This window comes from Amycolatopsis ultiminotia (genome assembly GCF_039536925.1).
GTDB classification, from domain to species: domain Bacteria; phylum Actinomycetota; class Actinomycetes; order Mycobacteriales; family Pseudonocardiaceae; genus Amycolatopsis; species Amycolatopsis ultiminotia.
Genome location: NZ_BAAAZN010000006.1, coordinates 319,763 through 343,312, shown reverse-complemented (window position 1 = coordinate 343,312; position 23,550 = coordinate 319,763). Strand labels below are relative to the sequence as shown.

General features: G+C 69.7%; 18 protein-coding genes. 9 read left to right on the top strand and 9 right to left on the bottom strand.

The genetic code is table 11. From position 1 onward, the window contains the following. Nucleotides 1–153: 153 nt before the first annotated feature. Together ABD793_RS16820 and ABD793_RS16815 are read right to left on the bottom strand one after the other, a co-directional pair. The gene (locus ABD793_RS16820; protein ID WP_344860859.1) at nucleotides 154–795 is read right to left on the bottom strand and encodes a GOLPH3/VPS74 family protein; all 642 of its coding nucleotides are present in this window, start codon (nucleotides 793–795) and stop codon (nucleotides 154–156) included. Next, nucleotides 792–2,048, bottom strand: coding sequence for an alpha/beta hydrolase (locus tag ABD793_RS16815; RefSeq protein ID WP_344860857.1), 1,257 nt, complete (start codon nucleotides 2,046–2,048; stop codon nucleotides 792–794). Before ABD793_RS16815 ends, ABD793_RS16820 begins: the two co-directional genes overlap by 4 nt. A gap of 131 nt (nucleotides 2,049–2,179) precedes the next feature. Between ABD793_RS16815 and ABD793_RS16810 the strand changes: the two genes are divergently transcribed. From ABD793_RS16810 to ABD793_RS16795, 4 genes are all read left to right on the top strand, one after another. Then, entirely contained in the window at nucleotides 2,180–3,322 is a 1,143-nt protein-coding gene (locus tag ABD793_RS16810) for a sensor histidine kinase (RefSeq protein ID WP_344860855.1), read from the top strand. Next, the gene (locus ABD793_RS16805) at nucleotides 3,312–3,965 is read left to right on the top strand and encodes a response regulator (protein ID WP_344860853.1); all 654 of its coding nucleotides are present in this window, start codon (nucleotides 3,312–3,314) and stop codon (nucleotides 3,963–3,965) included. The genes ABD793_RS16810 and ABD793_RS16805 overlap by 11 nt, the downstream gene beginning before the upstream one ends. 160 nt (nucleotides 3,966–4,125) lie before the next feature. After that, the gene (locus ABD793_RS16800; protein WP_344860850.1) at nucleotides 4,126–5,766 is read left to right on the top strand and encodes a carboxylesterase/lipase family protein; all 1,641 of its coding nucleotides are present in this window, start codon (nucleotides 4,126–4,128) and stop codon (nucleotides 5,764–5,766) included. A gap of 67 nt (nucleotides 5,767–5,833) precedes the next feature. Next, entirely contained in the window at nucleotides 5,834–6,580 is a 747-nt protein-coding gene (locus tag ABD793_RS16795; RefSeq protein ID WP_344860847.1) for an N-acetyltransferase, read from the top strand. Nucleotides 6,581–7,194: 614 nt separating this feature from the next. Here ABD793_RS16795 and ABD793_RS16790 read toward each other — a convergent pair. The 5 genes from ABD793_RS16790 to ABD793_RS16770 all read right to left on the bottom strand — a co-directional run bounded on the left by ABD793_RS16790 (nucleotide 7,195) and on the right by ABD793_RS16770 (nucleotide 14,475). Next, a complete protein-coding gene (locus ABD793_RS16790; protein WP_344860844.1) occupies nucleotides 7,195–7,761 on the bottom strand; it encodes a glycosyltransferase in 567 nt (188 codons plus the stop codon). 717 nt (nucleotides 7,762–8,478) lie between these two features. Next, a complete protein-coding gene (locus ABD793_RS16785) occupies nucleotides 8,479–9,810 on the bottom strand; it encodes an MFS transporter (protein ID WP_344860841.1) in 1,332 nt (443 codons plus the stop codon). Between the two features lie 222 nt (nucleotides 9,811–10,032). Continuing rightward, nucleotides 10,033–10,605, bottom strand: coding sequence for a TetR-like C-terminal domain-containing protein (locus ABD793_RS16780; protein ID WP_344860839.1), 573 nt, complete (start codon nucleotides 10,603–10,605; stop codon nucleotides 10,033–10,035). Then, nucleotides 10,529–11,734: an FAD-dependent monooxygenase gene (locus tag ABD793_RS16775; protein WP_344860836.1), complete on the bottom strand. Its 1,206-nt coding sequence runs from the start codon at nucleotides 11,732–11,734 to the stop codon at nucleotides 10,529–10,531. The genes ABD793_RS16780 and ABD793_RS16775 overlap by 77 nt, the downstream gene beginning before the upstream one ends. Nucleotides 11,735–11,958: 224 nt before the next feature. Beyond that, the gene (locus ABD793_RS16770; RefSeq protein ID WP_344860833.1) at nucleotides 11,959–14,475 is read right to left on the bottom strand and encodes an alpha-L-rhamnosidase-related protein; all 2,517 of its coding nucleotides are present in this window, start codon (nucleotides 14,473–14,475) and stop codon (nucleotides 11,959–11,961) included. Between the two features lie 230 nt (nucleotides 14,476–14,705). On the opposite strand from ABD793_RS16770, the gene rhaI reads away from it, so the two are divergent. The 4 genes from rhaI (at nucleotide 14,706) to ABD793_RS16750 (ending at nucleotide 20,714) form a co-directional block, all read left to right on the top strand. Then, nucleotides 14,706–15,854 (top strand): L-rhamnose isomerase, encoded by a 1,149-nt coding sequence (rhaI, locus tag ABD793_RS16765; protein ID WP_425548710.1) that lies wholly within the window; start codon nucleotides 14,706–14,708, stop codon nucleotides 15,852–15,854. A 2-nt stretch (nucleotides 15,855–15,856) separates the two neighbouring features. Continuing rightward, nucleotides 15,857–17,887: a bifunctional aldolase/short-chain dehydrogenase gene (locus ABD793_RS16760; RefSeq protein WP_344860829.1), complete on the top strand. Its 2,031-nt coding sequence runs from the start codon at nucleotides 15,857–15,859 to the stop codon at nucleotides 17,885–17,887. 126 nt (nucleotides 17,888–18,013) lie between these two features. Next, nucleotides 18,014–19,459, top strand: coding sequence for a rhamnulokinase (locus ABD793_RS16755; RefSeq protein ID WP_344861055.1), 1,446 nt, complete (start codon nucleotides 18,014–18,016; stop codon nucleotides 19,457–19,459). 238 nt (nucleotides 19,460–19,697) lie between these two features. Continuing rightward, a complete protein-coding gene (locus ABD793_RS16750) occupies nucleotides 19,698–20,714 on the top strand; it encodes a LacI family DNA-binding transcriptional regulator (RefSeq protein WP_344861054.1) in 1,017 nt (338 codons plus the stop codon). A 222-nt stretch (nucleotides 20,715–20,936) separates the two neighbouring features. Here ABD793_RS16750 and ABD793_RS16745 read toward each other — a convergent pair whose 3' ends face one another. Continuing rightward, nucleotides 20,937–22,052, bottom strand: coding sequence for an esterase/lipase family protein (locus tag ABD793_RS16745; RefSeq protein ID WP_344860827.1), 1,116 nt, complete (start codon nucleotides 22,050–22,052; stop codon nucleotides 20,937–20,939). A 128-nt stretch (nucleotides 22,053–22,180) separates the two neighbouring features. Here ABD793_RS16745 and ABD793_RS16740 point away from each other — a divergent pair, with 128 nt between their 5' ends. Continuing rightward, a complete protein-coding gene (locus ABD793_RS16740; RefSeq protein WP_344860824.1) occupies nucleotides 22,181–22,780 on the top strand; it encodes a QsdR family transcriptional regulator in 600 nt (199 codons plus the stop codon). Between the two features lie 33 nt (nucleotides 22,781–22,813). Here the strand turns inward: ABD793_RS16740 and ABD793_RS16735 are convergent, their stop codons facing one another. Beyond that, the gene (locus ABD793_RS16735) at nucleotides 22,814–23,536 is read right to left on the bottom strand and encodes a TetR/AcrR family transcriptional regulator (RefSeq protein WP_344860821.1); all 723 of its coding nucleotides are present in this window, start codon (nucleotides 23,534–23,536) and stop codon (nucleotides 22,814–22,816) included. Between the last annotated feature and the right edge of the window lie 14 nt (nucleotides 23,537–23,550).

Genomic DNA, 23,550 nt, shown 5'->3' with positions numbered 1-23,550 from the left:
CCGGTGCCGCGGCCGTCGGCGCCGCCCCCGCCGCCGACGGCCGCGGTTTCCTGCACCGCGGCCGGTCACCCCCAGCCGGACCGGCCGTGGCGCCGGTCGAAGACCACCGCCCGGTAACGCTCTCGCGAACCGGAACCCGGGTGGTGCTGCGGTTCACCCGCCGTGGCTGCCTGCGATCGCGCTGGACACCATGGCGGCGCGGCGCCGCCGGATCGCCTTCCTGGCCTCGACGACCACAGTGCCGCCGTGGTCCGTCAGCGCCCGGATGCGTTCCCGGTGGAGCCGGGTTTCGCGCAGCGAGACGTGCCGATGCAGCAACCGCGCGGCGCCGGCCAGACCGAGCAGTGCGGAATCCTCGCGATCGACGCGCTGCTGGGGCGACGCGCGCAACACCGTGGCGAGGTGACCGTGCAGATGCCGGATGGCGGCTTCGTGTACCGCAGTGGCGGCGCTGCCGTGGTGGTCGAGGATTCCCCGCGCGAACAGGTCGTCGCGGGCCCATTTCAGCGCCGCGCTGCGGTGCCGCCGGACGCAGGCGCGCCAGCTGCGTTGCGGGGAGCCGGTGAGGTCGTCGAGTATCCCGGCCAGGAAAGCGTCCGGTGGCCGGGAGCCGTGCGTGACGGTCGGGCCGGTGGGGGTGTCGGTCAGGTGGCCGGTCTCGACGAGTTCGGCCAGGATCGCCGCGCGCACGGCGATCGACAGGTGTGGTTTCCGGATCAGTTTCCGCTGTTCGGTGTCGTAGGCCAGGAGCAGTGTTTTCGCATAGAGAGGAAGCTGGAGGTCCATATCGGTCATCCCTTCAAGGAGGCGAACCAGTCGGCGATCTTCGGGAAAGAGGCGATCGCGGTGCTGTTGTGGTCGAGTGGTCCGGCGTTGATCAGTTCGGCCTTCGTGCCGCTTTCGGCGAGCATGCGCCGGCATTGCTCGGAATTGGCGTAGGGCACGTCTTTGTCCGCGGTACCGTGGTAGAGCCGGACCGGGCCACGGGGTGCCCAGCCCGCGCAGAGCCGGTCGTTGGCCTCGACCGCCTCGGCCAGTTTTCCGCTGGGGTGCGAGAGCTTTTCCAGGAATTCCGGGCGCAGCAGCCGGTCCGGCGATTCGGGCAGCCCTTGGATGATTTCCGGGAACGGGTGCGATCCGTCGAACAATGATTCGACGGTCTGGTCGTAGGGTGCTTGGAAAGCTTCGCTCGGGCTGTCGTAGAGGTGGAACGAGTGGTTCCAGGCAGTGACGAAGTAGCCGAGATAGACGACGGCTTCGTGCGGATCCACCCGGCCGTCGAAGGCGGCGGGCAGTTCGGTGCCGACGATGTCGTGCGGACCGGAAACCGCGGCGATCGCGCCGAGGGCCGAATCCGGGTCGGCGTTGTTCTGCAGCGTGCGGCCCACGGCCATGGCGGCCTGCGCGCCCTGGGAGAACCCGGCGACGTTGACTTCTTTACGCAGCCGGTGATGCGCTTTCCCGGCGAGCGCGCGGGTGGCGCGCACCCCGTCGAGCGCGGCGTGCACGGTCGGATCGGCCTGCATATAGGCCGGTATTCCCAGTGCCAGGCCGAGTCCCGGATAATCGGGGGCGCTGGTGGCCTGTCCGGTTCCGGCGAACAGCAGGGTGCCGGCACGGTCCGGGCCGTCGGCAACGGAGGCGGCCATGGCGCGGACCGGATTGGTGCCGTGCAGGTACGTGGTGACGGGCAGTTCGGCATCGTCCTCGGTCTGCGGATAGGCGACGACCGCGCTGCCGACCGTGGGTGTGCCCGCGACGCTGGTGGTGCGGTACAGAACGCGGTACGCATCCACGCCGTAGCGCACCCCGCCGGGGTCGAATCCTTGCTGCTTCAGGTAATCCTTCAGATGTACCGAATCCATCGACACCAGAGGTTCGCTTTCCACCACCTCGCCTTGGCGATCGGTGCCACCCACCTGTGCGGCGGTGGCCTTCTTTCCGCCGGCGGACGGCCCGGTGGCTTCCTCGCAGGCGGACAAGGCCGTGCACAGCGCGGCCACCGTGCACAGTGCGCCGAGGAACCGGGAACGGTTGCTGATGGTCATGGCGAACAGGTTCGCCGGAACACCGTGGACCAGGCTTCGGGCGGACGGCCATCTCCGGTAGGCCGGAGGACGGGGCGGGCATCGACTTTGGTCTATGTGCGAGGGCCGGGTGCCGGTCCTAAGCTCGCCGGATGTCGCTTTCCCGGCTGCGCAGCCGCTCCTGGTTCCGGCCCGTGCTGTTCCCGGTGCTGGCGATCGTGCTGTCGGTGCCGCTGATCGTGGCCGAGTCCGAAACCGGCAGCGCGTTCGAACTGGGGTTGGACATCTCGGTCTGGGTGGTCGGGGCACTGCTGCTCAGCGGAATCTTCCGCAGGCCGGTGGCGATCACGATCGTGTTGTCCGTGCTGCCCGTGCTGGCGCTGACCGCCGTCCCGCCTGCCACCGCCGCGATCGCGCAGCTGGCCGCGGTCCGGAACCTGCGCACGACCACCGCGGTCGCCGCGGTCGGGGTGGCAGCGCACGCGGTCTACGGGATCTGGCGTCCGATGCCCGGTCTGTCCTACGCATGGTGGGTCACCCTGGTGGTGATCGGGTACGCCGCGATGATCGGCTGGGGCAGGCTGGCCAGGACCAGGGCCGCGCTGATCGAGTCGCTTCGTGAGCGCGCCCGGCGTGCCGAAGCCGAGCAGGCCGGACGGGTCGCGCAGGCGAGGGCGGGTGAGCGCACGGCGCTGGCGAGGGAGATGCACGACGTGCTGGCACACCGTCTTTCGCTGGCCGCCACGTACGCCGGTGCACTGGAATACCGCGAAGACGCGGAACCGGCGCAGGTCGCCCGTGCCGCCGGCGTGGTGCGCGAGGCGGTGCACCAGGCGCTGGAAGAACTGCGTGAGGTGATCGGCGTGCTGCGTGCGGACACCGATCCGGACGACCGGCCGCAGCCGGGCCTGTCCGAGGTGGCCACCCTGGTGGCCGAAGGCCGCGCAGCGGGTGCCGACATCCGGTTCGACAACCTCGTCGCCGGCGCCGGTTCGCTGCCACCGGCGTCCGGGCGCACGAGTTACCGGATCGTGCAGGAAGGCCTGACCAACGCCCGCAAACACGCGCCGGGCGCTCCGGTGTGTCTCGAGGTGGCCGGAAACCCCGGCAACGGCCTGCGGATCGTGCTGCGCAATCCGGTCACCGCAACCGGCTCGGACCTGCCGGGCAGTGGCACCGGACTGGTCGGGCTGACCGAGCGGGCCCGGCTCACCGGGGGCAGGCTGGACCACGAATTGACCGGTTCCGGTGAGTTCCGGGTCGAGGCTTGGCTACCGTGGCCGGGTGAGCGATGAAGTCCGGGTAATGATCGTCGACGACGACCCGCTGGTCCGCGCCGGGCTGGCGATGATGCTGGACGGTGCAGGCGGCATCACGGTGGTCGCCGAGGCCGCCGACGGCGACGCCGCGGTGGGTGCGGTCGACGCGCATGCACCGGACCTGGTGCTGATGGACATCCGGATGCCCAGTGTGGACGGACTGACCGCGACCCGCAGGCTGCGGGCTCGGCGGCAGCCGCCCGAGGTGATCGTGCTGACCACCTTCGACACCGACGAGAACATCCTGCGCGCGCTGCGGGCGGGTGCGGGCGGCTTCCTGCTCAAGGACACCCCGCCCGCCGAGATCGTGGCCGCGGTCCACCGGGTCGCCGCCGGCGAACCGACGCTTTCCCCGTCGATCACCCGGAAACTGATGGACCGGGTGTCCACCGACGCGGACAGCTACGAGCGGGCCCGCGGCGCGTTCGCCGGGCTGAGCGAGCGTGAGCACGAGGTCGCGCTGGCCGTCGCACGCGGACGGACGAACGCGGAGATCGCCGCCGAGCTGCTGATGAGCGTGGCCACGGTGAAGGCGCACGTGTCGCACGTGCTCACCAAGCTCGGCCTCGGCAACCGGACCCAGATCGCGTTGCTCGCGCACGACGCCGGCCTGACCTGAGCGCGTCCCCTCGTCCGGACCACGATTGTGCCCCGGGCACCTCCGCCGGACGGCTATCGGGCATCGACGGAAGTCGGATGTAGCCGGATCCGCTCGCTCGTAGGTTCGGTGTCCAGTTGCGGCAGCCAACCGCCGCGACCGGACAAGGGGGTTTCTCGACATGAAAGTCAGGGCTTGGCGGGCGACGCTGTCCACGTTGGCGGTGACCGGATTGCTGGCCGCCACTGCCTGTGCGGCCGATCCGGCCGCACCGCAGCAGACACCCGATACCGCACACACCAACGCAATCGGCACCGCCGCAAGGGCAGGCGGCGCCGTGGTGCACACCGACAACGGTGCGGTACGCGGCTCGATCGCCAACCGCACCCGCGCGTTCCAGGGCATCCCTTACGCGGCACCGCCGGTCGGCAAACTGCGCTGGCAGGACCCGAAACCGGTCACGCCGTGGACCGGTGTACGAGACGCGACTAAACCCGCGTCCTCGTGCGCCCAGAACCCGGGCAGTATCCCGGACGGCAGCGGCAGCGAAGACTGTCTCTACCTCAACGTCACCACACCGTCGGGAAAACCGTCCGGGCCGAAACCGGTGGTGGTGTGGCTTCCCGGTGGCGCCTTCATCGCAGGCACCGCCAACGGCCTCGATCCGAAACGCTGGGTCGAACGCGGTGACGTCATCGTCGTCACGGCCAACTACCGGCTCGGCATGCTCGGCAACTTCGGCTACCCCGGACTGGCCGGGTCCGGAGACTTCGCGCTTCGCGACCAGCAGGCCGTACTGCGCTGGGTGCAGCGCAACATTGCCGCGTTCGGGGGAAACCCGGGCAACGTGACCCTCGCCGGCCAGTCCTCCGGCGCGATGAGCACCTGCGCGCACCTGACCGCACCCGGTTCGGCGGGACTGTTCCACAAGGCGATCATGGCAAGCGGCGCATGCGAAGTGTCCTGGTTGGACAACTTCGACACCCGCGGCAAGCCGGCGGGCCCGGTGTTCCGGTCCAGGTCCGCGGTCGAAGCCGCCGGAGAGCAGGCCGCCCGCGAACTGGGCTGCACCGGCGCAGCCGGCCAGGTCCTGGACTGCCTGCGCGCGCTCGGCACGGACAAACTGAAGCCGGTACTGGACCGGTTCGCGTTCCCCGCCTACGGCACCCCCACCCTGCCCGCCGATCCGGCCGAGGCCCTGGCCACCGGCAGGTTCGCCCGGGTGCCGATCATCTCCGGGAACGTCCACGACGAGGCGACCTTGACCACCTCGACCTACGACAACGGCACACCCATCACCGACCGGACCTACGACGCCGTGCTGAGCGAAACCTTCGGCGCGGACCGGCCGAAGGTCGAAGCCGAATACCCCCGGTCCGCCTACGGTTCGGCCGCCGAGGCGTGGGCCGCGATCGTGACCGACCGCAAATGGCTGTGCACCCAATACGACAGCTCCCGCAGACTCGCCCGGCACACCTCGGTGCACCAGTACGAATTCGCCGACCCCGCACCGCCGCCGATGTGGGCCGAACCGCCGGCGATGCCGATGGGCAGCTACCACTCCTCGGACCAGTGGTCGCTGTTCGACCTCGGCGGGATCGCCCCGCCGTTCACCCCCGATCAGCAACACCTCGCCGAGCAGATCATCGATTACCTGAGCGCCTTCGCCGCCACCGGCAACCCCGGGCCGGGATGGCCCGCTTTCCGCGACGGCGACGAACCGCCCTACACCCAGACGCTGGCCCCCGGCTCCGGCGGGATCCACCCGGTCGACCTGGCCGCCGAACACCATTGCGGGTTCTGGGCCGGCCTCGGACGCTGACCGGGGCGGTGCCGGGCGCGCCGTACCCGGCGGATATGCGGTTGACTCGCCGGTGAGAATCGGGACTGTGGCGCTGACGATGCACAATCGCGGGGAGAACCCGGAGATCTTCCGGTCGGTCGACCATGCCGATTTCGACCGGTCGTGGCCGATCTTCATGCAGAAGGACCCGAACGGCCGGCTCTATTACGGCGAACTCGACACCGTTGCCGACTACGTGCTGCTCGCAACGGACGGGGATGAGCCGGTCGCGAAGGCCTACTCGACGCCGTTCGCCTTCGGGATCCCCGGGCGCGCGGAGCTGCCCGACGGCGGCTGGGACGAGGTGATCAGGTGGCAGCACGACGATCGGCTGGCCGGTCGGGAACGCAATGCGGTGACCGCACTCGAGATCATCGTGCGCAAGGAGCGGCAACGCACCGGACTCGCCTCGATGATGGTGAAAGCGCTGCGGGACAACGCGTTCCGGCTCGGGCACGAGGTGCTCTACGCTCCGGTGCGACCGTCGCAGAAGGCGGACGAACCCGAGACGCCGATGAGCGAGTATGCCTTCCGGGTACGCGACGACGGTCTGCCCTACGACGCGTGGCTGCGCGTGCACGTACGCGCGGGCGGGCGGATCCGGAAGGTCTGCCCGCTGTCGATGACCATCCCCGGCACGCTCGCCCAGTGGCGGGAGTGGACCGGGCTGCCGTTCGACACCGACGGACCGGTGCTCGTGGAAGGCGCACTGAGCCCGGTCCTGGTGTCGGCGGCCCAGGACGTCGCCGTGTACACCGAGCCCAACGTCTGGGTCGAGCACCGCAGGCCCTGACCTCGCCGGGAGGCCGTGCCTCGTTTGCCGGACCGGTTCGACGCCGGAACGCACTGCCGCGCCGAGGCCCGTGACCTCGCCGGGAGGCCGTGGCCCGTTTACCGGGGCGTCCCGGTGACTGATCTCGGTGCCGGCGGGATCCGCGGCTCGGCTGCGGCGGGGTTGCCTCGGCAGCCGCCGCCCGTGACTGGTCGTCCGGCCGGGGCCCGGCATCGAGTTCTGCCGACCGGGACCGGGCCGCCCATCCCGTCGGCCTTGTGCACCTCCCGGTGGCCCCGGCGCACCGTTCGGTGAGTATGCAGAGGGCCTGGTTCCGGAGCGTCTTTTCCGCGTCGTCGAAATTCCACCGGCAATCGACCACCAGTGTGCGCCATTCCTGCAGTCCGAAACAAAGCCAAAACCAGTCGGCCACGTCGGCTGTGCTGCTGGGTTCGCTGTGCCTCCCGTGCACGCCGCGGAGAGTGATGCAGCCGGGGCGATTGTGGCGTTAGTTGAGGTTAGCGCGAGGCGTTTTCCGTGGTCGCACGATAACGCTGGAATCCGATGGCGAGAATGGTTTTTCAGTGCACTCGGCGGCCGCCGTGGCGCGCATCGCCGGTCAATTTCATGATGGTTTACGAGGCGGTGGGGGCGTCCGCGATTTCCGCGGCGACCCTGGCGACTCGCGCGCGCATGACCTGATCCTGCAACGCCCACGCCACCGCGTCGGTGAGCTCGGCCGGGGAATCGACGACGATCGCGACACCTGCCGCTTTCGCTAGTGCGGCGTTGCTCGGCTGATCTGCGCCCTGCGGGCAAAGGACCATCGGGACACCACGGCTCGGCGCGCCCAGCATCGTACCGGAGCCACCTGCCGCGACGACCGGATCGACGTGGTCCAGCAATTGGTCCAGCGGTGCGAACGGGATGTGCTGCAGGTTGTCCCGGTGCCGGGTCGTGGGCGGCCGCACGAGGGCAGAACCGAGGGTGGCCACCACGTTGACACCCGCGTCCGCGACGGCGGAACTGAACTCGGCGAGGGCCCGTTCGCCGGAGAACACCGTCCCCAGGGTGAGTAGCACCGTCGGCGAGGTTCCCTCGGCGAACCGGGGCAGCTCCAGTGCCTTGTCCCGGATCCGCCGGACCGGGGCCGGGCCGTGGCCGGACCGGTCCAGTCCGGGTCCTGCAGCACCGGCGGGCACGGGTCGAGGTAGCTGCTCGGGGCGACCGGATCCACCCCGGCCTTGCGGTAGTGCGGGACCACGGCCCGTGCGAGCTGCCCGGCTATCATCGGGTGCACACCGGGGCCGATTCCCACCTGGTGCCACGGCACTCCCAGGTGCGCGGCGAGCAGCGAGCCGACCGTGTCGAAGGACTCGGCCACAATCAGATCCGACTCCCCGGCCCGAGCGGTCCGCAGCGCGTCCCCGCCGTCGAGGTCGAGCCGGGTCGCGCCGAAGATCTCGCCGATCGACGTCGGTGCGGGGTGCACCGCGTCCGCTCCGGTCCGACGGCCCGCCTCGGCGAGGGAAGTCCTCGGTCGCCGCACCGGCCGCGAGGAACTCCACGCCGGGTGCCAGTTCCGTACCGGCCAGTGCGCGTGCGCTTTCGGCGGTCAGCAGCGCAACACCATGCCCAGCGTCGACCGCGGCGGCCATGAGCGGAGCCAGCGGCAGCACGTGCCCGTGTGCGGGTACCGCGCTGAACAGGATTCGCATGGTCGGCACTTCCGGTTCGCAAGGGGGCGCTCCGCCGTGGCGAGAGCGGCACGCCGGTGTGCCGCCTCGGGAATGAGGACCGTAATGCATGCAATGAATACCTGCCAAGTGTGGTGGATTGGCTGGTCCGGCACCCATGCCGAGGAACGCCCCGATGCCGAACTCGGCATCGGGGCGTTCCCCGTGGACGGCGCTGCGGGCTTACCGTGCCGGAGAATTCCGGCCGGACGCCGGTGTCGCGGCGTCCGGGGTCTTCGCCGCGGGCGGCGGGAGTTCGCCGTAGCGTTCGGTTTCGATGTCCTGCAGGGTCCGGCCCTGGGTACGCGGTGCCCACAGCGCGCCGATGGCCAGTGCGAGCACCAGCAGCCCGAGCATCACCATGCCGACCGCGGGCACGCCCTGGTTGGCGAGCATGGTGGGGAAGTAGTAGCTGAGCAGCCCGACCGCGATCCGGGCGGCGAAGAACAGCACGCCCTGCGCGCTGGCGCGATATCGCGTCGCGAACAGCTCACTGGTCCACAACGCGTAGAAGGCCTGTGAACCGATGCCCGCGGAGATTCCCCAGCACACTGCGAACAGCAGCAGTACCGGTAGCGACACGTTCACGAACACCAGCAGCACCCAGGCGACGATGCCGAGCGCGGCGCCCACCGTGTAAAGCAGCCGAGTGCTGACGCGGTCGCCGAGCCGCATGAATCCGAAGTAGGTGGACAGCGCGGTCACCGCCCACATCAGCACTTGCAGCAGGTTCTGCTCGGCGGCGCTCGCCACGCCCGCGGTCTGGTAGACCCGCGGCATGAAGATCCCCATCTGTCCCGCGACCACGTTCCAGAAACCGTAGATGCCGAACAGGAACAGCAACGCCTTGATGTTGGGTGCGCGGGAGAACAGTTCCCGCAGGCCGCGCCGTCCGGTCGGGTTTCCGGCTGCGCGAGACGACTTCCACAGGGCCGATTCGCTGAGGCCCTGCCGGATGTACCAGACCACGAACGCGACCACGAACAGGTGCAGGAAGATGATCCGGCTGCCGAGCAGGCCGAGCGGGCCGATCAGCAGTACCGCGAGCAGGAACCCCACAGCCGGGCCGATCGACCAGGCCAGCTGCGCGGTGCCGACGTGCTTGGCTCGCCTGCCGGGCGGTGCTTCCTCGGAGAGATAGGTCCAGGAGGCCGGAACCCCGGCCCCGACGGCGATTCCGGTGATCAGGAACGCGGCCAGCAGCATCGGGTAGTTGGCGGCGAAGGCGGCCAGCAGCACACCCAGCATGTAGACGAGCAGGTCGTAGGTGTAGATGAATTTCCGGCCGAAGCGGTCGCAGAGCGGCCCGCCGATCGCCGCGCCGATGGCGGAGCCGAACGCGTTGGCACTGAACGCGGCGAGCAAGCCGACCGCGAAGTCGTCCACGCCGAACTGCTTCTGCCACAACGTCAGGCTGGTGGCGATCGCGATGATCGAGCCGGACTCGATGTAGTTGGACATGGCGACCGAGATGGTCGCCTTCCAGCCGGTGGTGCCCTTGCTTCCGATCCGCACCGTTGCGTTCCTTTCAGCGGGGGTGGTTCGGCACCGGTACATCGCACCGCCGCCACCGGGAGTCGGCAGCTGAATCGTTTCATGGCCCGAACGCTGAAATGCCTCGATGATTATCGGGATCTTGGTGCGCGCTTCCCATTGCCTTGAAACGATACAATCGCTGGGCTGCAGCGTATGAGATCGGGGTCACTGTCGTCAAGTGCCCGGCTCCGGCGCAGACGGTCAGCCCCGGTGTGCGCGGTCCAGTACCTCGTCGACGAGTTCCGCGGCACCGCTTTCCGGTGCGTATCCGAGTAGCTGGCGGACGTAGAGCGGGGCCAGCACGCGGTCCAGCAGGCCTTCGACGGTCAGCGAGGCGGGGGCGCCGGCGGTCTCGAGCAGGCTGCGCAGTTGGCCGAACCGTTGGTTCATCAGCGGGGCGAGCGCCTCGGCGGACGCATCCGGTTGTGCGGACCGGGCTTGGACGATCAGCGAGAGAAAGCGTAGACCGGCCTTGGTCGCGATGCTTCGCTCCAGGCCGCTCGCCCAGGTGACCAGGTCCGCCCGGAGTTCGCCGGTGACCGGCACGGGCGACTCCTCGGAGAGATGGCGGACGGCTGCGTCGAGCAGGATGTTCTCGGCGGTGCGCCAACGGCGGTAAAGGGTCGGCTCCGAGACCCCGGAGACCTCGGAGAGGTGCTTCACGGTGATGGGCTCGAGATCGCCGGACAGGAGCTGGTCAGCCGCGTCCAGCACGGCCGCGCGCACCCGCGCGCTGCGTCCGCCTGGTCTGGTCGCGGGAGACTGTGCCGTCATCTGTTCCATTGTGCCGCACGGCCGGGTGGTTTCCGGCGCCCGGCGCGGTCGTGCGCATCCAGTGGCTGAACCCGGCGTAGCGCTGCGCGAACTGTGCGGTGTCGGCGGCCTGTTCGACGTTCCTGGCGTGCCGCTCGACCTCCTGGAAGCGCGGAATGCGTTGGCTCGCAAAGCTGTCGAGTGCGGTGGCGAGGTCGGGTTGCCCGGCGAGGCTGGTGCGCAACACGCCGACGTCCTCGATGCCGAGCGTGCCGCCGGCGGCGATGTGCGGGGACAAACCGTGTGCGGCGTCGCCGATCAGCACGACCCGATCGCTGTTCCAGCGGGGCAACGGCGGGACGTACTTGATCTGGTTGTGGATGATCACGTCCTCCGGGGTTCGCTCGATCATGCCGACGAGCTCGTCCTGCCAGCCGGACGCGGTGAGGTCGCCGACCCGGGCGAGAGCTTGCTCGCGTTTCGTGCCGGACAACGGTGCGCTGTCGAACTGGTTGATCATCCACATGGTGTGGCCGTCGCCGATCCGGGCATAGCCGCCCCGGGTGCGGTTCTCCCCGATCGTCAGGACGGTGCCCTCGGGCGGCTCGCCGCCCGCCGGGACCACCGCGCGCCAGGCATGGTGCCCGACGTGGTCGAGCGCGCTGGTGCCGGGCAGCATTCCCGCTCGCACCGCCGAATGCACGCCGTCCGCCCCGATCAGCAGATCGGCCGTCAGCGTCTCGCCGGTGTCGAGGTGGACCTCGACCCGGTCGGTGTGCTCGGTGTGCGCGGAGACCCCGGCCCCGAGGCGGATGCAGTCCGCGCCGACGGCTTCGGCCAGCAGCGTGTTCAACGGTGCGCGGGGGATCAGGCTGAAAGTGTGGTCGGCGTCGGTGAACCCCGGTGCTCGCACCCGGGTCCCGCGCGAGTCGAAGAACCAGGTCTCGATCGTGCTGCCCATTTCCCGCACGGCAGCACCGATGTGCAGGGTGTCGAGCACGGCCAGCGCGTTGGGCCACAACCCGATGCCCGCGCCCGCGGCCCGGATCTCCGGCGCCCGCTCGAGCACGGTCACGTCGTGCTGCTGCGCCCGCAGCACCGCCCCCGCAACCAGGCCGACGAGCCCTCCACCGGCGACGATGATCTCCATCGGCCCTCGCTAAAGTTAAGAGAAGTTTCGTTAAGGCTCAACGGTAGCAGAAGCCGGGAAGGTACCGGCCCGCGCCGCGGGTCGGCGAGTGTCGTCCGGGAGCTGGGGTTGGCTCCAGCAGGCCGGGTCCGCTTGGCGTGCGGAAGTGCGGACCCGGCCTGAAGGTGCCGTGGGCTCGGTTCTGCGGACAGCGTGCGGCTCGGTTCGAAAAGACGGACTCGCCGTCAGAAGGTGGCGGTGTAGGTGTGCGCACCGGGATCCGACGGGACTGTCAGGTATCCGTTCTGTACCTCGACCTCGACGGGGTTCCCGTCCACCGACAGGGTTGCGTTGTCGCCGGGGACCGGTATCGAGACCTGTCCGGTGGTGTCCGCGGGGCCGGTGACGGTCATCGAGAAGTCGTTTGCCGAGGCCTTCCAGCTCACGTCCAGTGCGCCGTGCGGAGTGGGTACCCGGCCCTGTGCCCAGGCGAGCTTGCCCGGGTGCGGAACCACCGACCAGGTCGAGAAGCCCGGACCGGTCGGCGTGGCGCCGAGCAGATCGTTGGTCAGCGCGGGTACCACGCCGGTCGACCAGCCGTGCGCCGCGGAGGTGAAGCCGTCCTCGTACATCGATCCGTCCGGGCCGATGCCTTCCCAGTCGGTGCCGCCGGGATCGTGTGTGGCCATCCAGCCGTAGAGCCGGTTGATCTCCTCGATCGCCGAATCGGTGTTGCCGGAACGGAACCTGGCCGAGATCTCCGGGTAGGAGGTGAACGCGTAGACCCGCTTGCTCCCGTCCGGGACCAGCGTGTCGTTGTCCATGAACGCGTTGCCGTAAGGCGTCGTGGTGTGCGCGCTCAGGTAGTCCAGTGAACGCGTCTGCTGATCGGCCGAGGCGATACCGGCCAGGATCGCGTAACCGTTGCCGTCCTGTCCGTGCCGGACTTCGCCCGTGCCCGAATCGAGATAGGCGCCCGCGCTGTCGTCCCACAGATGGGCGTTGACCGCACCCGCCACGGTGTCCGCGCGCTGGTTCCAGGTGTCCGCGTCGTCGGCGTGGCCGAGTGCGTTGGCGATACCGGCGGCATTGCGCAGTGCGAGCACGTACAGCGCGTTGTAGTACGTCACTTCGCCGGTGCGGCCGAGGAATGCGTAGTCGCCGTAGTCCTCGGTGCCGTTCAGGCCTTTCTGCAGCAACCCGTTCTCGTCGGTCACCGAGGGCAGCCAGTCGTTCAGCACCTTGCCCAGGTTCGCGTAGTACTGCTGCGCGTAGTCCAGGTCGCCGGTGTAGAGCACGTAGTCCCAGCTGGCCTTCACCCAGTACATCGGGTAGTCGAAGAGCTGGAGCGAGTAGTTCGAGATCGAGGCCGGCGGAATCCAGCCGTCCGCACGTTGGTGCTCGGCGAGATCGGCGAGCACGTTCTTGGCTGCCACGGCCGTGTCATGGGTGAGGTAGGTGGTCAGGCCGGAGACCGCGACGTCGCCGACGTAGGGATCGCGGTCGCGTTTCGCGCCGTCCTGGAGGACGAGTTTGCCGTCCAGCGTGGGCGAATCCGCGTTCCGCGGGTCGACGTCGTCCGGCCGGAAGGTGTCGGTGCCCATTTCGTTCGTGTACGAGGCGTTGTACCAGTATTGGTTCAGCTGTTCATCGGACGAGTCGAACCAGCCGCGGTAGGTGTCCGGGGTGCCGAGGTATCCGGTGAACTGCAGCGAAATACCGCTCAGCTTCACCCAGCCGTAGGGGGAGGCAGCCGGGGCGTCGTCCGGCAGCGCGTCGAGGCTGATCCTGAGATAGCGGAAGCCGTGCAGGCCGTCGGCGCAGACTTTGGTGTCCTCGGCACAGCCGTGGTGATCGGTCCAGGTCGAGACGCCCGCCGGTACGGCGTGCTGGTCGGTGCCCGGCGTGATGGTGTCGCCGTTGTCGGAGCGGGTGAAGTCGGAGACGTCGCCGAGGTACTGCGTGGTTTCGGAGAACGCCAGCCGCACTCCGGGGTGTTCGGCGGACGCGTCCTGGAAGTCCACCTGCGGGTAGCCGACGATGTTCTTGCCGAAGTCGACGGTGATGCTGGGCGGTGCGTCGTCCGGGACCAGGCCGGGCCACACCTCGTTGATCCTGGTGAACTCGCCCGGTGCGGTCGGCTGGTCCTTGGTCACCGTGATCCGGACCTGGGTGGTGCTCACCGGTGCGGTGAACGGCACCTGGACGTGCCGGCCGGTGTTGCCGGCAACGCTGCCTGCCGGGCGCCAGGCACTGCCGTCCCAGGTCTCCACCGTGAAGTCCTGTGGCACGCCGTCGCTGTTGGACAGCACGGTGATGCCGGGCAGGTCCACAGCGGCCGGCGAGGTGAGGGTCAGCGAATCCGGGTAGGCGCCGATCGAATCGTCGTTCCAGAAGGTGCCGGTATCGCCGTCGAGTGCGTTGCCGGGTTCGTAAGTGCGCTGCTGCCCGTTGTCGTCGGTCGGCGGGTGCACCGACGACGCGTCCGCCGTGCTGCCCTCCGGCCAGGACGGCTTCGCCGCCGGTTGCGGACGGGAGAGCGTCGCCACGCCGGAGCCGAGCGCGCCGTCGGGGTTGTCCACCGAGCCGGTCGTGCCGATCACCTTGGCCGGTTTCACCTGGTTGCCGGACGGGGCGACGACGTATTTGGCCCACGGCGGATCGGCTGCGGTCCGGTGCGGTGCCCCCGGTGCGGTGGGTGTCGTGGCAGCCATGCTGAGCGCCGCCGCCGCGGCCGTGACGAGAGCGAACATCCTGCGCATCCGCATGACTTTCGGACCTTTCCGGTCGGCCGCCTGGAGTCAAATCGTTTCACATGGGCACCGAGATCGCTGATTGACCGAGGATAGCCCCAATGGGTACAGTCGGCTAGCCAATATATGAAACCTTTCAAATCTGCTGGGTTGGCGAGTGGTGCGGGCTGCGCCGGCGCGAGCCGGGGCAGCCGCGCCGGACGAAGGAAGACGTGGTTGACGTGGCCGATGTGGCGACCGTGAAATCTGCTCTGCGGGAGCAGCGGATCGAGACGCCGTCGTGGGCGTTCGCGAACTCGGGTACCCGGTTCAAGGTGTTTCCGCAGCGGGGGGTGCCGCGTACCGCGGAGGAGAAGATCGCGGACGCGGCGACGGTGCACCGGTTCACCGGGGTCGCGCCGAGCGTGGCGTTGCACATCCCGTGGGATCGGGTGCCGGATTTCCGGGCGTTGCGTAGCTACGCCGGGGATCTCGGGGTGGAGATCGGTGCGATCAACACGAATGTGTTCCAGGACGAGGATTACAAGCTCGGTTCGGTGACGAATCCGGACGCCGGGGTGCGCCGGAAGGCAGTCGATCATCTGCTCGAGGCGATCGGCATCATGCAGGTCACGGGTTCGCGGGATCTGAAGCTGTGGTTTTCCGACGGGATCAACTATCCCGGTCAGGACGATCTGCGCGACCGGCAGGACCGGCTGGCGGCGGCGTTGCGCGAGGCCTACGACGGACTGGGTGACGGACAGCGGATGCTGTTGGAGTACAAGCTGTTCGAACCGGCGTTCTACGCCACGGACGTGCCGGACTGGGGCACTTCGTTCGCGCATTGCGTGGAGCTGGGGGAGCAGGCGACGGTGTGTATCGACACCGGGCACCATGCGCCGGGCACGAACATCGAATTCATCGTGGCGTTCCTGCTGCGGGCCGGGAAACTGGGCGCGTTCGACTTCAATTCCCGATTTTACGCCGATGACGATTTGATGGCGGGTGCGGCCGATCCGTTCCAGTTGTTCCGGATCATGTACGAGATCGTGCGGGGTGGTGCGCTGGATCCGGCGTACGGCATTCGGTTCATGCTGGATCAGTGTCACAACATCGAGATGAAGATTCCGGCGATCATCCGGTCGGTGATGAATGTGCAGGAGGCCACGGCCAAGGCGTTGCTGGTGGATCGGGACGCGCTGCGGTCGGCGCAGCAGGCGGGGGACGTGCTGGGGGCGAACGCGGTGCTGATGGATGCCTACAACACCGACGTGCGGCCGCTGCTGGCCGAGGTGCGGGAGGACGCCGGGCTGGACCCGGATCCGATCGCGGCGTACCGGCGCAGCGGTTACCAGGAACGGATCGAGACCGAACGCATCGACGGGCAGCAGGCCGGATGGGGAGCGTGAGCATGACCGTGCCCGGGGACCTGATCGCCCGCAGCAACGCACTCGGCGCCGACCCGCGCAACACCAACTACGCCGGCGGCAACACCTCCGCGAAGGGCGAGGTACTCGACCCGGTTACCGCGAAGCCGACGGAACTGCTGTGGGTCAAGGGATCCGGCGGCGACCTCGGCACGCTCACCGAGGCCGGGCTGGCCGTGCTGCGGCTCGACCGGCTGCGCGCGCTCACCGAGGTCTACCCCGGCGTCGCACGCGAGGACGAGATGGTCGCCGCGTTCGACTACTGCCTGCACGGGCGGGGCGGGGCAGCGCCTTCGATCGACACCGCGATGCACGGGCTGGTCGACGCGACGCACGTCGACCACCTGCACCCGGACTCCGGTATCGCGCTGGCCACCGCGGCGGACGGTCCCGCGCTGACCAGGGAGTGCTTCGGCGACCGGGTGGCGTGGGTGGACTGGCGACGGCCGGGTTTCCAGCTCGGGCTGGACATTGCCGCGATCAAGAAGGCCGAGCCGCAGGCGATCGGCGTGATCCTCGGCGGGCACGGCATCACCGCATGGGGCGACACCTCGAGCGAATGTGAGCAGAACTCGCTGGAAATCATCCGCACCGCGGAGAAGTTCCTCGCCGAGCGCGGGAAACCGGAACCGTTCGGCGCGGTCCGCGCCGGATTCGAGCCGCTGTCCGAAGTGGACCGCCGCGCGCGGGCCGCCGCGCTGGCCCCGGTGATCCGCGGACTCGCCTCGACCGACCAGCGGCAGGTCGGCCACTTCACCGACAGCGATGCGGTACTGGATTTCCTCGCCAGGGAGAAGCTGGCCCCGCTCGCGGAGCTCGGCACCTCGTGCCCGGACCACTTCCTGCGCACCAAGATCCGTCCGCTCGTGGTGGACGTTCCGGCGACCGCGCCGCTGGCCGGTGTCATCGCGCGGCTGAAAGAGCTGCACGCCGAGTACCGCGAATCCTACCGCGGCTACTACGACCGGCACGCGACGGCGGATTCACCGGCGATGCGCGGTGCCGACCCGGCCATCGTGCTGGTGCCCGGGGTCGGCATGTTCTCCTTCGGCAAGGACAAGCAGACCGCGCGCGTCGCAGGCGAGTTCTACGTCAACGCGATCAACGTGATGCGTGGCGCGGAAGCTGTCTCGACGTACGCGCCGATTCCGGAAAGCGAGAAGTTCCGGATCGAGTATTGGGCACTGGAAGAGGCCAAGCTCAAGCGGCTGCCGAAGGCGAAGCCGCTGGCCGGCCGGATCGCGCTGGTCACCGGTGCCGGCTCGGGCATCGGGCGGGCGATCGCCGAACGGCTGGCGGCCGAGGGCGCCTGTGTGGCGGTCGCGGACCTCAACGCCGAGGCGGCGGACGAGGTCGCCACCTCGATCGGCGGACCGGACCGTGCGATCGCGGTGCCTGCGGATGTCACCGACGCCGACGCGGTGGCCGACGCGGTGGCCGCCACGGCACTCGCGTTCGGCGGCGTCGACCTCGTCGTGAACAACGCCGGTCTGTCGATTTCCAAGTCCCTGCTGGAAACCACCGGCCGCGACTGGGACCTGCAGCACGACGTGATGGCCAAGGGTTCGTTCCTGGTGTCGCAAGCAGCGGCCAACGCGATGATCGCCCAGCACCTCGGCGGCGACATCGTCTACATCGCTTCGAAGAACTCGGTGTTCGCCGGCCCCAACAATGTCGCATACGGTGCGGCGAAAGCGGACCAGGCCCACCAGGTGCGGTTGCTCGCGGCCGAACTCGGCGAGCACGCCATTCGCGTCAACGGGGTGAATCCGGACGGTGTGGTGCGGGGGTCGGGCATCTTCGCCGGTGGTTGGGGAGCGCAGCGTGCGGCCGTGTACGGCGTGGCGGAGGAGGAACTCGGCGAGTTCTACGCCCAGCGCACGATCCTCAAGCGCGAGGTGCTGCCGGAGCACGTCGCCGCGGCGGTGTTCGCGCTGACCGGCGGCGACTTGACGCACACCACCGGGCTGCACGTGCCGGTGGACGCCGGTGTCGCGGCGGCGTTCCTGCGTTGAGAACGGAGAAGGCACCATGACCGCAACGCCGCCGATCACCGAGCGAAGGAACCGGCTCGGCCTGGTGGCGGCCGAGCCGGCAGACCTGCTGGTGCCCGAGCCGACGGTGGTGCGGCGGTGATCCGGCTGGCCGCCGTCGATCTCGGTGCGTCCAGTGGACGCGTGATGGCGGGCTCGGTCGGCGACGGCAGGCTGAGCCTCGAAGAGGTGCTGCGCTTCCCCAACGGCGGTGTGCGGGCGGGCGGCACGCTCTACTGGGACGTGCTCGGTATTCACCGAGAGCTGCTGACCGGCATCCGGCGCGCGCACGAGGGCGGTGCGCTGGCCGGTATCGGGATCGACTCGTGGGCGGTCGATTACGGCCTGCTGGACGCGCGGGGCCGGTTGCTCGGCAACCCGGTGCACTACCGGGACACCCGCACCGACGGGTTGCCCGCACGGGTGGCCCGCACGGTCTCCGACCGCGAGCTGTTCGAGGTCACCGGGCTCCAGCGGCTGCCGTTCAACACGCTTTACCAGCTGCTTGCGGAGGAACAGCGGCTGGCCTCCGCGGAAACCCTGCTGCTGATCCCCGATCTGCTGGCGTACTGGCTGACCGGCGAGGTGGGTGCGGAGCGGACCAACGCCTCCACGACGCAGCTCTACGACCCGCGGGCACGCGACTGGGCGAAGGCACTCGCCGAGCGTGTCGGCATCCCCGCGCGGTTGTTGCCGCCACTGCGGGACGCGGGGGAACGGATCGGCACCTTGCTGCCGGACACGGCCGAGGAGCTGGCGATGCCGTCGCTGCCGGTGGTCGCGGTCGGCTCGCACGACACCGCGTCCGCCGTCGCCGCAGTGCCTGCGGAGCCGGGCACGAACTTCGCCTACATCTCGTCGGGCACCTGGTCACTGGCCGGGGTGGAGCTGACCGAACCGGAGCTCGGCGACGCCGCGCTGGCCGCGAACTTCACCAACGAGGGCGGTGTGGACGGCACGATCCGGTTCCTGCGCAACGTGATGGGACTGTGGGTGCTGACCGAGACCCTGCGCACCCTGGCCGCCCGCGGCGAGCAGCCGGAGCTGGCCGAGGTGCTGGCCGAGGCCGAGGCCGCACCGGCGCTCGGTGCCGTGGTGGACCTCGACGCGCCCGCGTTCCTGCCACCCGGTGACATGCCGGAGCGGATCGCCGCCGCCTGCCGGGACACCGGACAGCGTCCGCCGCGGACGCGCGGTGAACTCGTGCGGTGCATTGTGGACAGTCTTGCGCTGGCCCACCGGCGCACCGTGCGGCTGGCCGCTCGGCTGACCGGCCGCACGGTGGACGTGGTGCACGTGGTCGGCGGTGGGGCGCGCAACGCGCTGCTGTGCCAGCTGACCGCGGACGCCTGCGAGGTGCCGGTGCTGGCCGGTCCGGTGGAGGCCGCGGCGCTGGGCAACGTACTGGTGCAGGCTCGTGCGCTCGGCGCGGATCTGCCGGACCTCGCGGCGATGCGGGACCTGGTGCGGCGGACCCAGCCACTGCGCCGCTACCTGCCACGGGACGGCGACTGGGCGGCCGCGGAGGCACGGCTGGCGATTGCGTCCGCGTGAAGGAGGGGTGCGTTCGCCGCCGGCGTTCGCAGCGGTGGCGAGGTCAGGTACCCCCGCTGCCGTGGCCGGCCGCGGTGCGAAATCGTTTCATTGTTCCCGGCAGCGGACTCGGTGAAGCTGCAGGTACCGGCCTGTACCGGGGCTTCTGAAGCCGTTCAGGGCTCGCCGTACGATGGACGGCGGTGGGCCCGTGTCGTCTCGGGACCGTGCGGCCGGCAGAGGAGGCACCTTGGCACGTTTGGCGGGGATCAAGGACGTGGCACGACAAGCCGGGGTCTCGGTCGGCACGGTATCGAATGTGATCAACCGGCCCGACCTGGTGTCCGAGGAAACCCGGAGCAAGGTGCAGGCGGCGATCGAACTGCTGGGCTTCGTCCGCAGCGAGTCGGCCCGGCAGCTGCGGGTCGGGCGCAGCCGGATCGTCGCGATGCTCGTGCTCGACCTCGGCAACCCGTTCTTCGTCCAGGTGGCGCGCGGTGCGGAGGGTGCGTCCCGTGCGGCGGGGCTGGGCGTGATGCTGTGCAACAGCGCCGAGGACCCGGTGCAGGAGTCCGAATACCTTTCACTGTTCGCCGAACAGCGGGTGCGCGGCGTGCTGGTGACCCCCGCCGACGCACACGGCACGAACCTCGTGGATTTCCGCAGGCGCTCGATCCCGTTCGTCTTCGTCGACCGGGTGGCACCGGCGTCGGAGTGCTGCTCGGTTTCGGTGGACGACGTTGCCGGGGCGCGGCTCGCGGTGGCCCACCTGCTCGAAGCGGGGCACCGGAGCGTGACCTACGTGAGCGGTCCGATGCACCTCGCGCAGTGCCGCGATCGGCGGACCGGCGCGCTCTCCGCACTGGCCGGGCACGGTCTCGCCGAGGACACCCTCACCCACATCGAGGCGGACCGGCTGGACGTGGCGGCAGGCCGGCAGGCCGGTGCCCGGCTGCTCGCGCTTTCGCGGCCGCCGAGCGCGGTGTTCTGCGCGAACGATCTGCTCGCGCTCGGCGTGCTGCAGGCGGTGTACGCCGCCGGTCTGCGCGTACCGCACGACCTTTCGCTGGTCGGGTACGACGACATCGAATTCGCCGGCGCCGCGGCGGTCCCGCTCACCTCGGTCCGCCAGCCCGCCGAGCAGATGGGCCGGCTGGCCGCCGAAATGCTGATCGAGGAAACCGGCGACCGGGCCGCCGACCACGTCCACCAGCGGCTCGTCCTGCAGCCGGAACTCGTCGTCCGCGAGTCCGTGCAGCTCGTGTCCGCGCACTGAGCCCGGTCCGGCGCAGCAGCGCGCCGACCATCCGGCCGCACCGCGCTGCTGCCGGTTCGCGGGCTTCCGACTTCGACCGGCCCTCTCGAGCGGGGACTGCTCCCTCCGATACCGGCATGCGCAACGGGCAAACACTCCTATTTCGACAGTGGATACCTGCCCGGTTGATCCGCGCACGGTCTGGCGAGAGCAGTCCCTCGAAGCGCCTCGGCCGCGCCCGGATCAGCCTGCCATCGTGTACGGGCGCAACTCCGGTTCGGCCGCGGTCTTCGGGGCCAGTGCGAGCTGGCCCGCGATCGTGGTCGCCAGTGCGGCGTAGTGGGTGGGGAACTGCAGCGGATCGACGCCCGGCATGAACAACCGGCTGCAGGCGGCCCGGTCGACCCGGTTCGGCTGTGCCGGGCCGGTGTGGTCCAGCGCGTCCATGGTGAGTGCGTAGGCGACCGGGTCGTAGGTGCCCACGGCGAGGTGTTCGGACGCGACGTCGAGCGGGCACACGTCCTGCAGTGCGACGTTGGTGATGTCCCCGCCGCCCCCGTGCAGTGCGGTAGTGCCCGAGTCGTCCAGGTTGGGCTGCACGAACTCGTCGGTCCTGGTGTAGATCTGGGTGTAGGAAATCCCGGGGAAGGTCTCCTGGCGCGAGTTGATCGCCTGGGTGTAGTGCGAGTTCGCGGTCTGCTGCCAGAGCGATTCCGAGCAGCCGATGGCCGGGTTGCACAGCGCTGCGCCGATCACGAAGCTGCCGTGGTTGGTCGCGGCGAGTGCGACGTAGTCGTCCACCATCGGCCGGAGGTCGGGCCAGAACCGCAGGGCGAAGCGGGGTTCGGTGCCGCCCTGGCTGTGCCCGACCACGTCGACCTTCTTGCCGGTGCTCTCGTGCACCCGCCGGATCGCGTTGACCACGTATTCGGCCGAGGTCTGGGTGTCGGTCATCGCGTTGTTCGGGAGGGTGACCGAGCAGTAGGGCCTGCCGAGCTTGTCCATCGCGGGGAACCAGGTGAAGCCGTAGTCCTCCTGCGGGGTGAGCGTGGTGCCGGGGACGAACAGCACGGCTTCGCGGCCGGAGTTCGCGGCGTTCGCGGTGCAGGAAACCGCGGCGTCGAGGGTCGGCTGCGGGACGTCGAGGGCGGGACCGGGACGATCGACCGGTGCGAACTTCTCGTCCGGGATGTCCGGTGCCGGCAGCGGCAACGTCGTCCCGGGTGCGATGACGGGGAACGGTGACGGGGCGGGCGGGGGAGCCGGTGCCGTCGCGGCCACCGCCGGCGCCGCGAGCGCCAGGCCCAGTGCGCTGACCCCGGTGAGCGTGACGAGCTTGCGCAACATGCTTCGCTGCATGTCAACCTCCGTTACACAGAATAAGATGTGTTGCATACTCGTGCACGAGCGGCTTCCTGTAAAGTCGGCTCGCGGGTGAGTCCGGCGAACGGTCACCTTCGGCCGGGTACGGCAGCGAGGAGGAACCGGTGGCGCAGACTCCCTTGGAGCGCGAGCTCGGCGGCACGCGGACCGCGGCGCGGCCGACCCCGCTCGACGCGCTCGCCACCGCCGACAAATGGTTCAAGGCCGGGCGCAAGCTCGACATCCAGGCGCTGGCCGGTGAACTCGGCGTCAGCAGGGTGACCCTGCACCGCTGGATCGGCACCCGTGAGCGGCTGCTGGTGGAAGTGTTGTGGCGCAACGCCGATCGTGCGCTGTCGCGGTTGGCCACCCAGGTCGAGGCGGACCGGCCGGCGTGCAGTCACACCGCCGAGGTGCTGAGCCGCTGGGTGGTCGGCGTACTGGACAATCCGGGCATCCGCCAGCTGCAGGCCGAGGAAGGCGAGATGCTGGCGCGGCTGCTCACCCACGACGCGAGCGAATTCCAGAGCCGGATGATCGAGCGGGTCGCGGAACTGCTGTCCGCGGACATCGAGCACCGGCGGGTCACCATCGACCTCGACGTGACCGATCTGGCCTACACCACCGTGCGGATCGTCGAATCCTTTGTGCACACCTCGGCGATCACCGGCGGCAGGCCCGATCCCGAGCGGAACGCCCGGGTGCTGAGGGCGATTCTCCGCTGAGTCCGCGGTTCCCGCGCAGCGCGAGCAGGCGTGTCACCGGCGGGCGAACCCGTCGATCATCGCGGCGAGGGTGCAGTCGAACCGGTCGTGGCCCTTGCCCGCGGTGAGTTCGGCGGTGTGGCGCGTGGTGTGCGGGAAGTCCTCCGCGGGCAGTGCGGCCAGCCGGCGCCGGAGCTCCTCCGGATCGACGGCCCAGTCCGCTTCGTTGTGCACCTCGCGCTGCTTCACGATGGAGATCTCCAGGCAGTACGCAGCCACGTAAAGCAAGAGCGCGTCGACCGCCCATGCGGCGGCCTGCGGGCTGACCCCACCGGCGAGCAGGAGTGCCAGCATCCCTTCGCTGACGCGCACGGTTTCCAGGTCGGTGTGCACCATCGCCAGTGCGGCACGGGAGATTCCCGGGTATTTCAGGTACTGGTCGCGCACCTGGGCGCACACGCCGGTGAGCTGTTCCCGCCACGCCGCGGGGTCCGGCTCGGGCAGTGTCAGCCGGGTGCACAGCCGTCCGATGAGCAGCTCGTCGAGGTCGGCCTTGTTGACCACGTGGGCGTAGAGCGAGGCCGGTCCGGTGTCGAGCGCACCGGCGAGCCGCCGCATGGTCAGCGCCTCGTAGCCCTCCGTCTCGATCAGGCGCAACGCCGTGTCGGTGACCTGCTCGGGCGTGATCGGTGCCTTGCGGCGCCGTGGCTTCGGCCGGGGCTCGCCCTCAGGGGCGGGCAGCTGGTGGCGCGCCGCACGTCGCTCTCTCGGGTTCACCGCGGCACTGTACC

Bases quoted from the DNA above. Each gene is read 5' to 3' on its own strand.
- ABD793_RS16810 (WP_344860855.1), top strand. From the start codon at position 2,180: ATGTCGCTTTCCCGGCTGCGCAGCCGCTCCTGGTTCCGGCCCGTGCTG.
- ABD793_RS16815 (WP_344860857.1), bottom strand. From the start codon at position 2,048: ATGACCATCAGCAACCGTTCCCGGTTCCTCGGCGCACTGTGCACGGTG.
- ABD793_RS16820 (WP_344860859.1), bottom strand. From the start codon at position 795: ATGACCGATATGGACCTCCAGCTTCCTCTCTATGCGAAAACACTGCTC.
- ABD793_RS16800 (WP_344860850.1), top strand. From the start codon at position 4,126: ATGAAAGTCAGGGCTTGGCGGGCGACGCTGTCCACGTTGGCGGTGACC.
- ABD793_RS16780 (WP_344860839.1), bottom strand. From the start codon at position 10,605: ATGACGGCACAGTCTCCCGCGACCAGACCAGGCGGACGCAGCGCGCGG.
- ABD793_RS16745 (WP_344860827.1), bottom strand. From the start codon at position 22,052: ATGCAGCGAAGCATGTTGCGCAAGCTCGTCACGCTCACCGGGGTCAGC.
- ABD793_RS16770 (WP_344860833.1), bottom strand. From the start codon at position 14,475: ATGCGCAGGATGTTCGCTCTCGTCACGGCCGCGGCGGCGGCGCTCAGC.
- ABD793_RS16775 (WP_344860836.1), bottom strand. From the start codon at position 11,734: ATGGAGATCATCGTCGCCGGTGGAGGGCTCGTCGGCCTGGTTGCGGGG.
- ABD793_RS16760 (WP_344860829.1), top strand. From the start codon at position 15,857: ATGACCGTGCCCGGGGACCTGATCGCCCGCAGCAACGCACTCGGCGCC.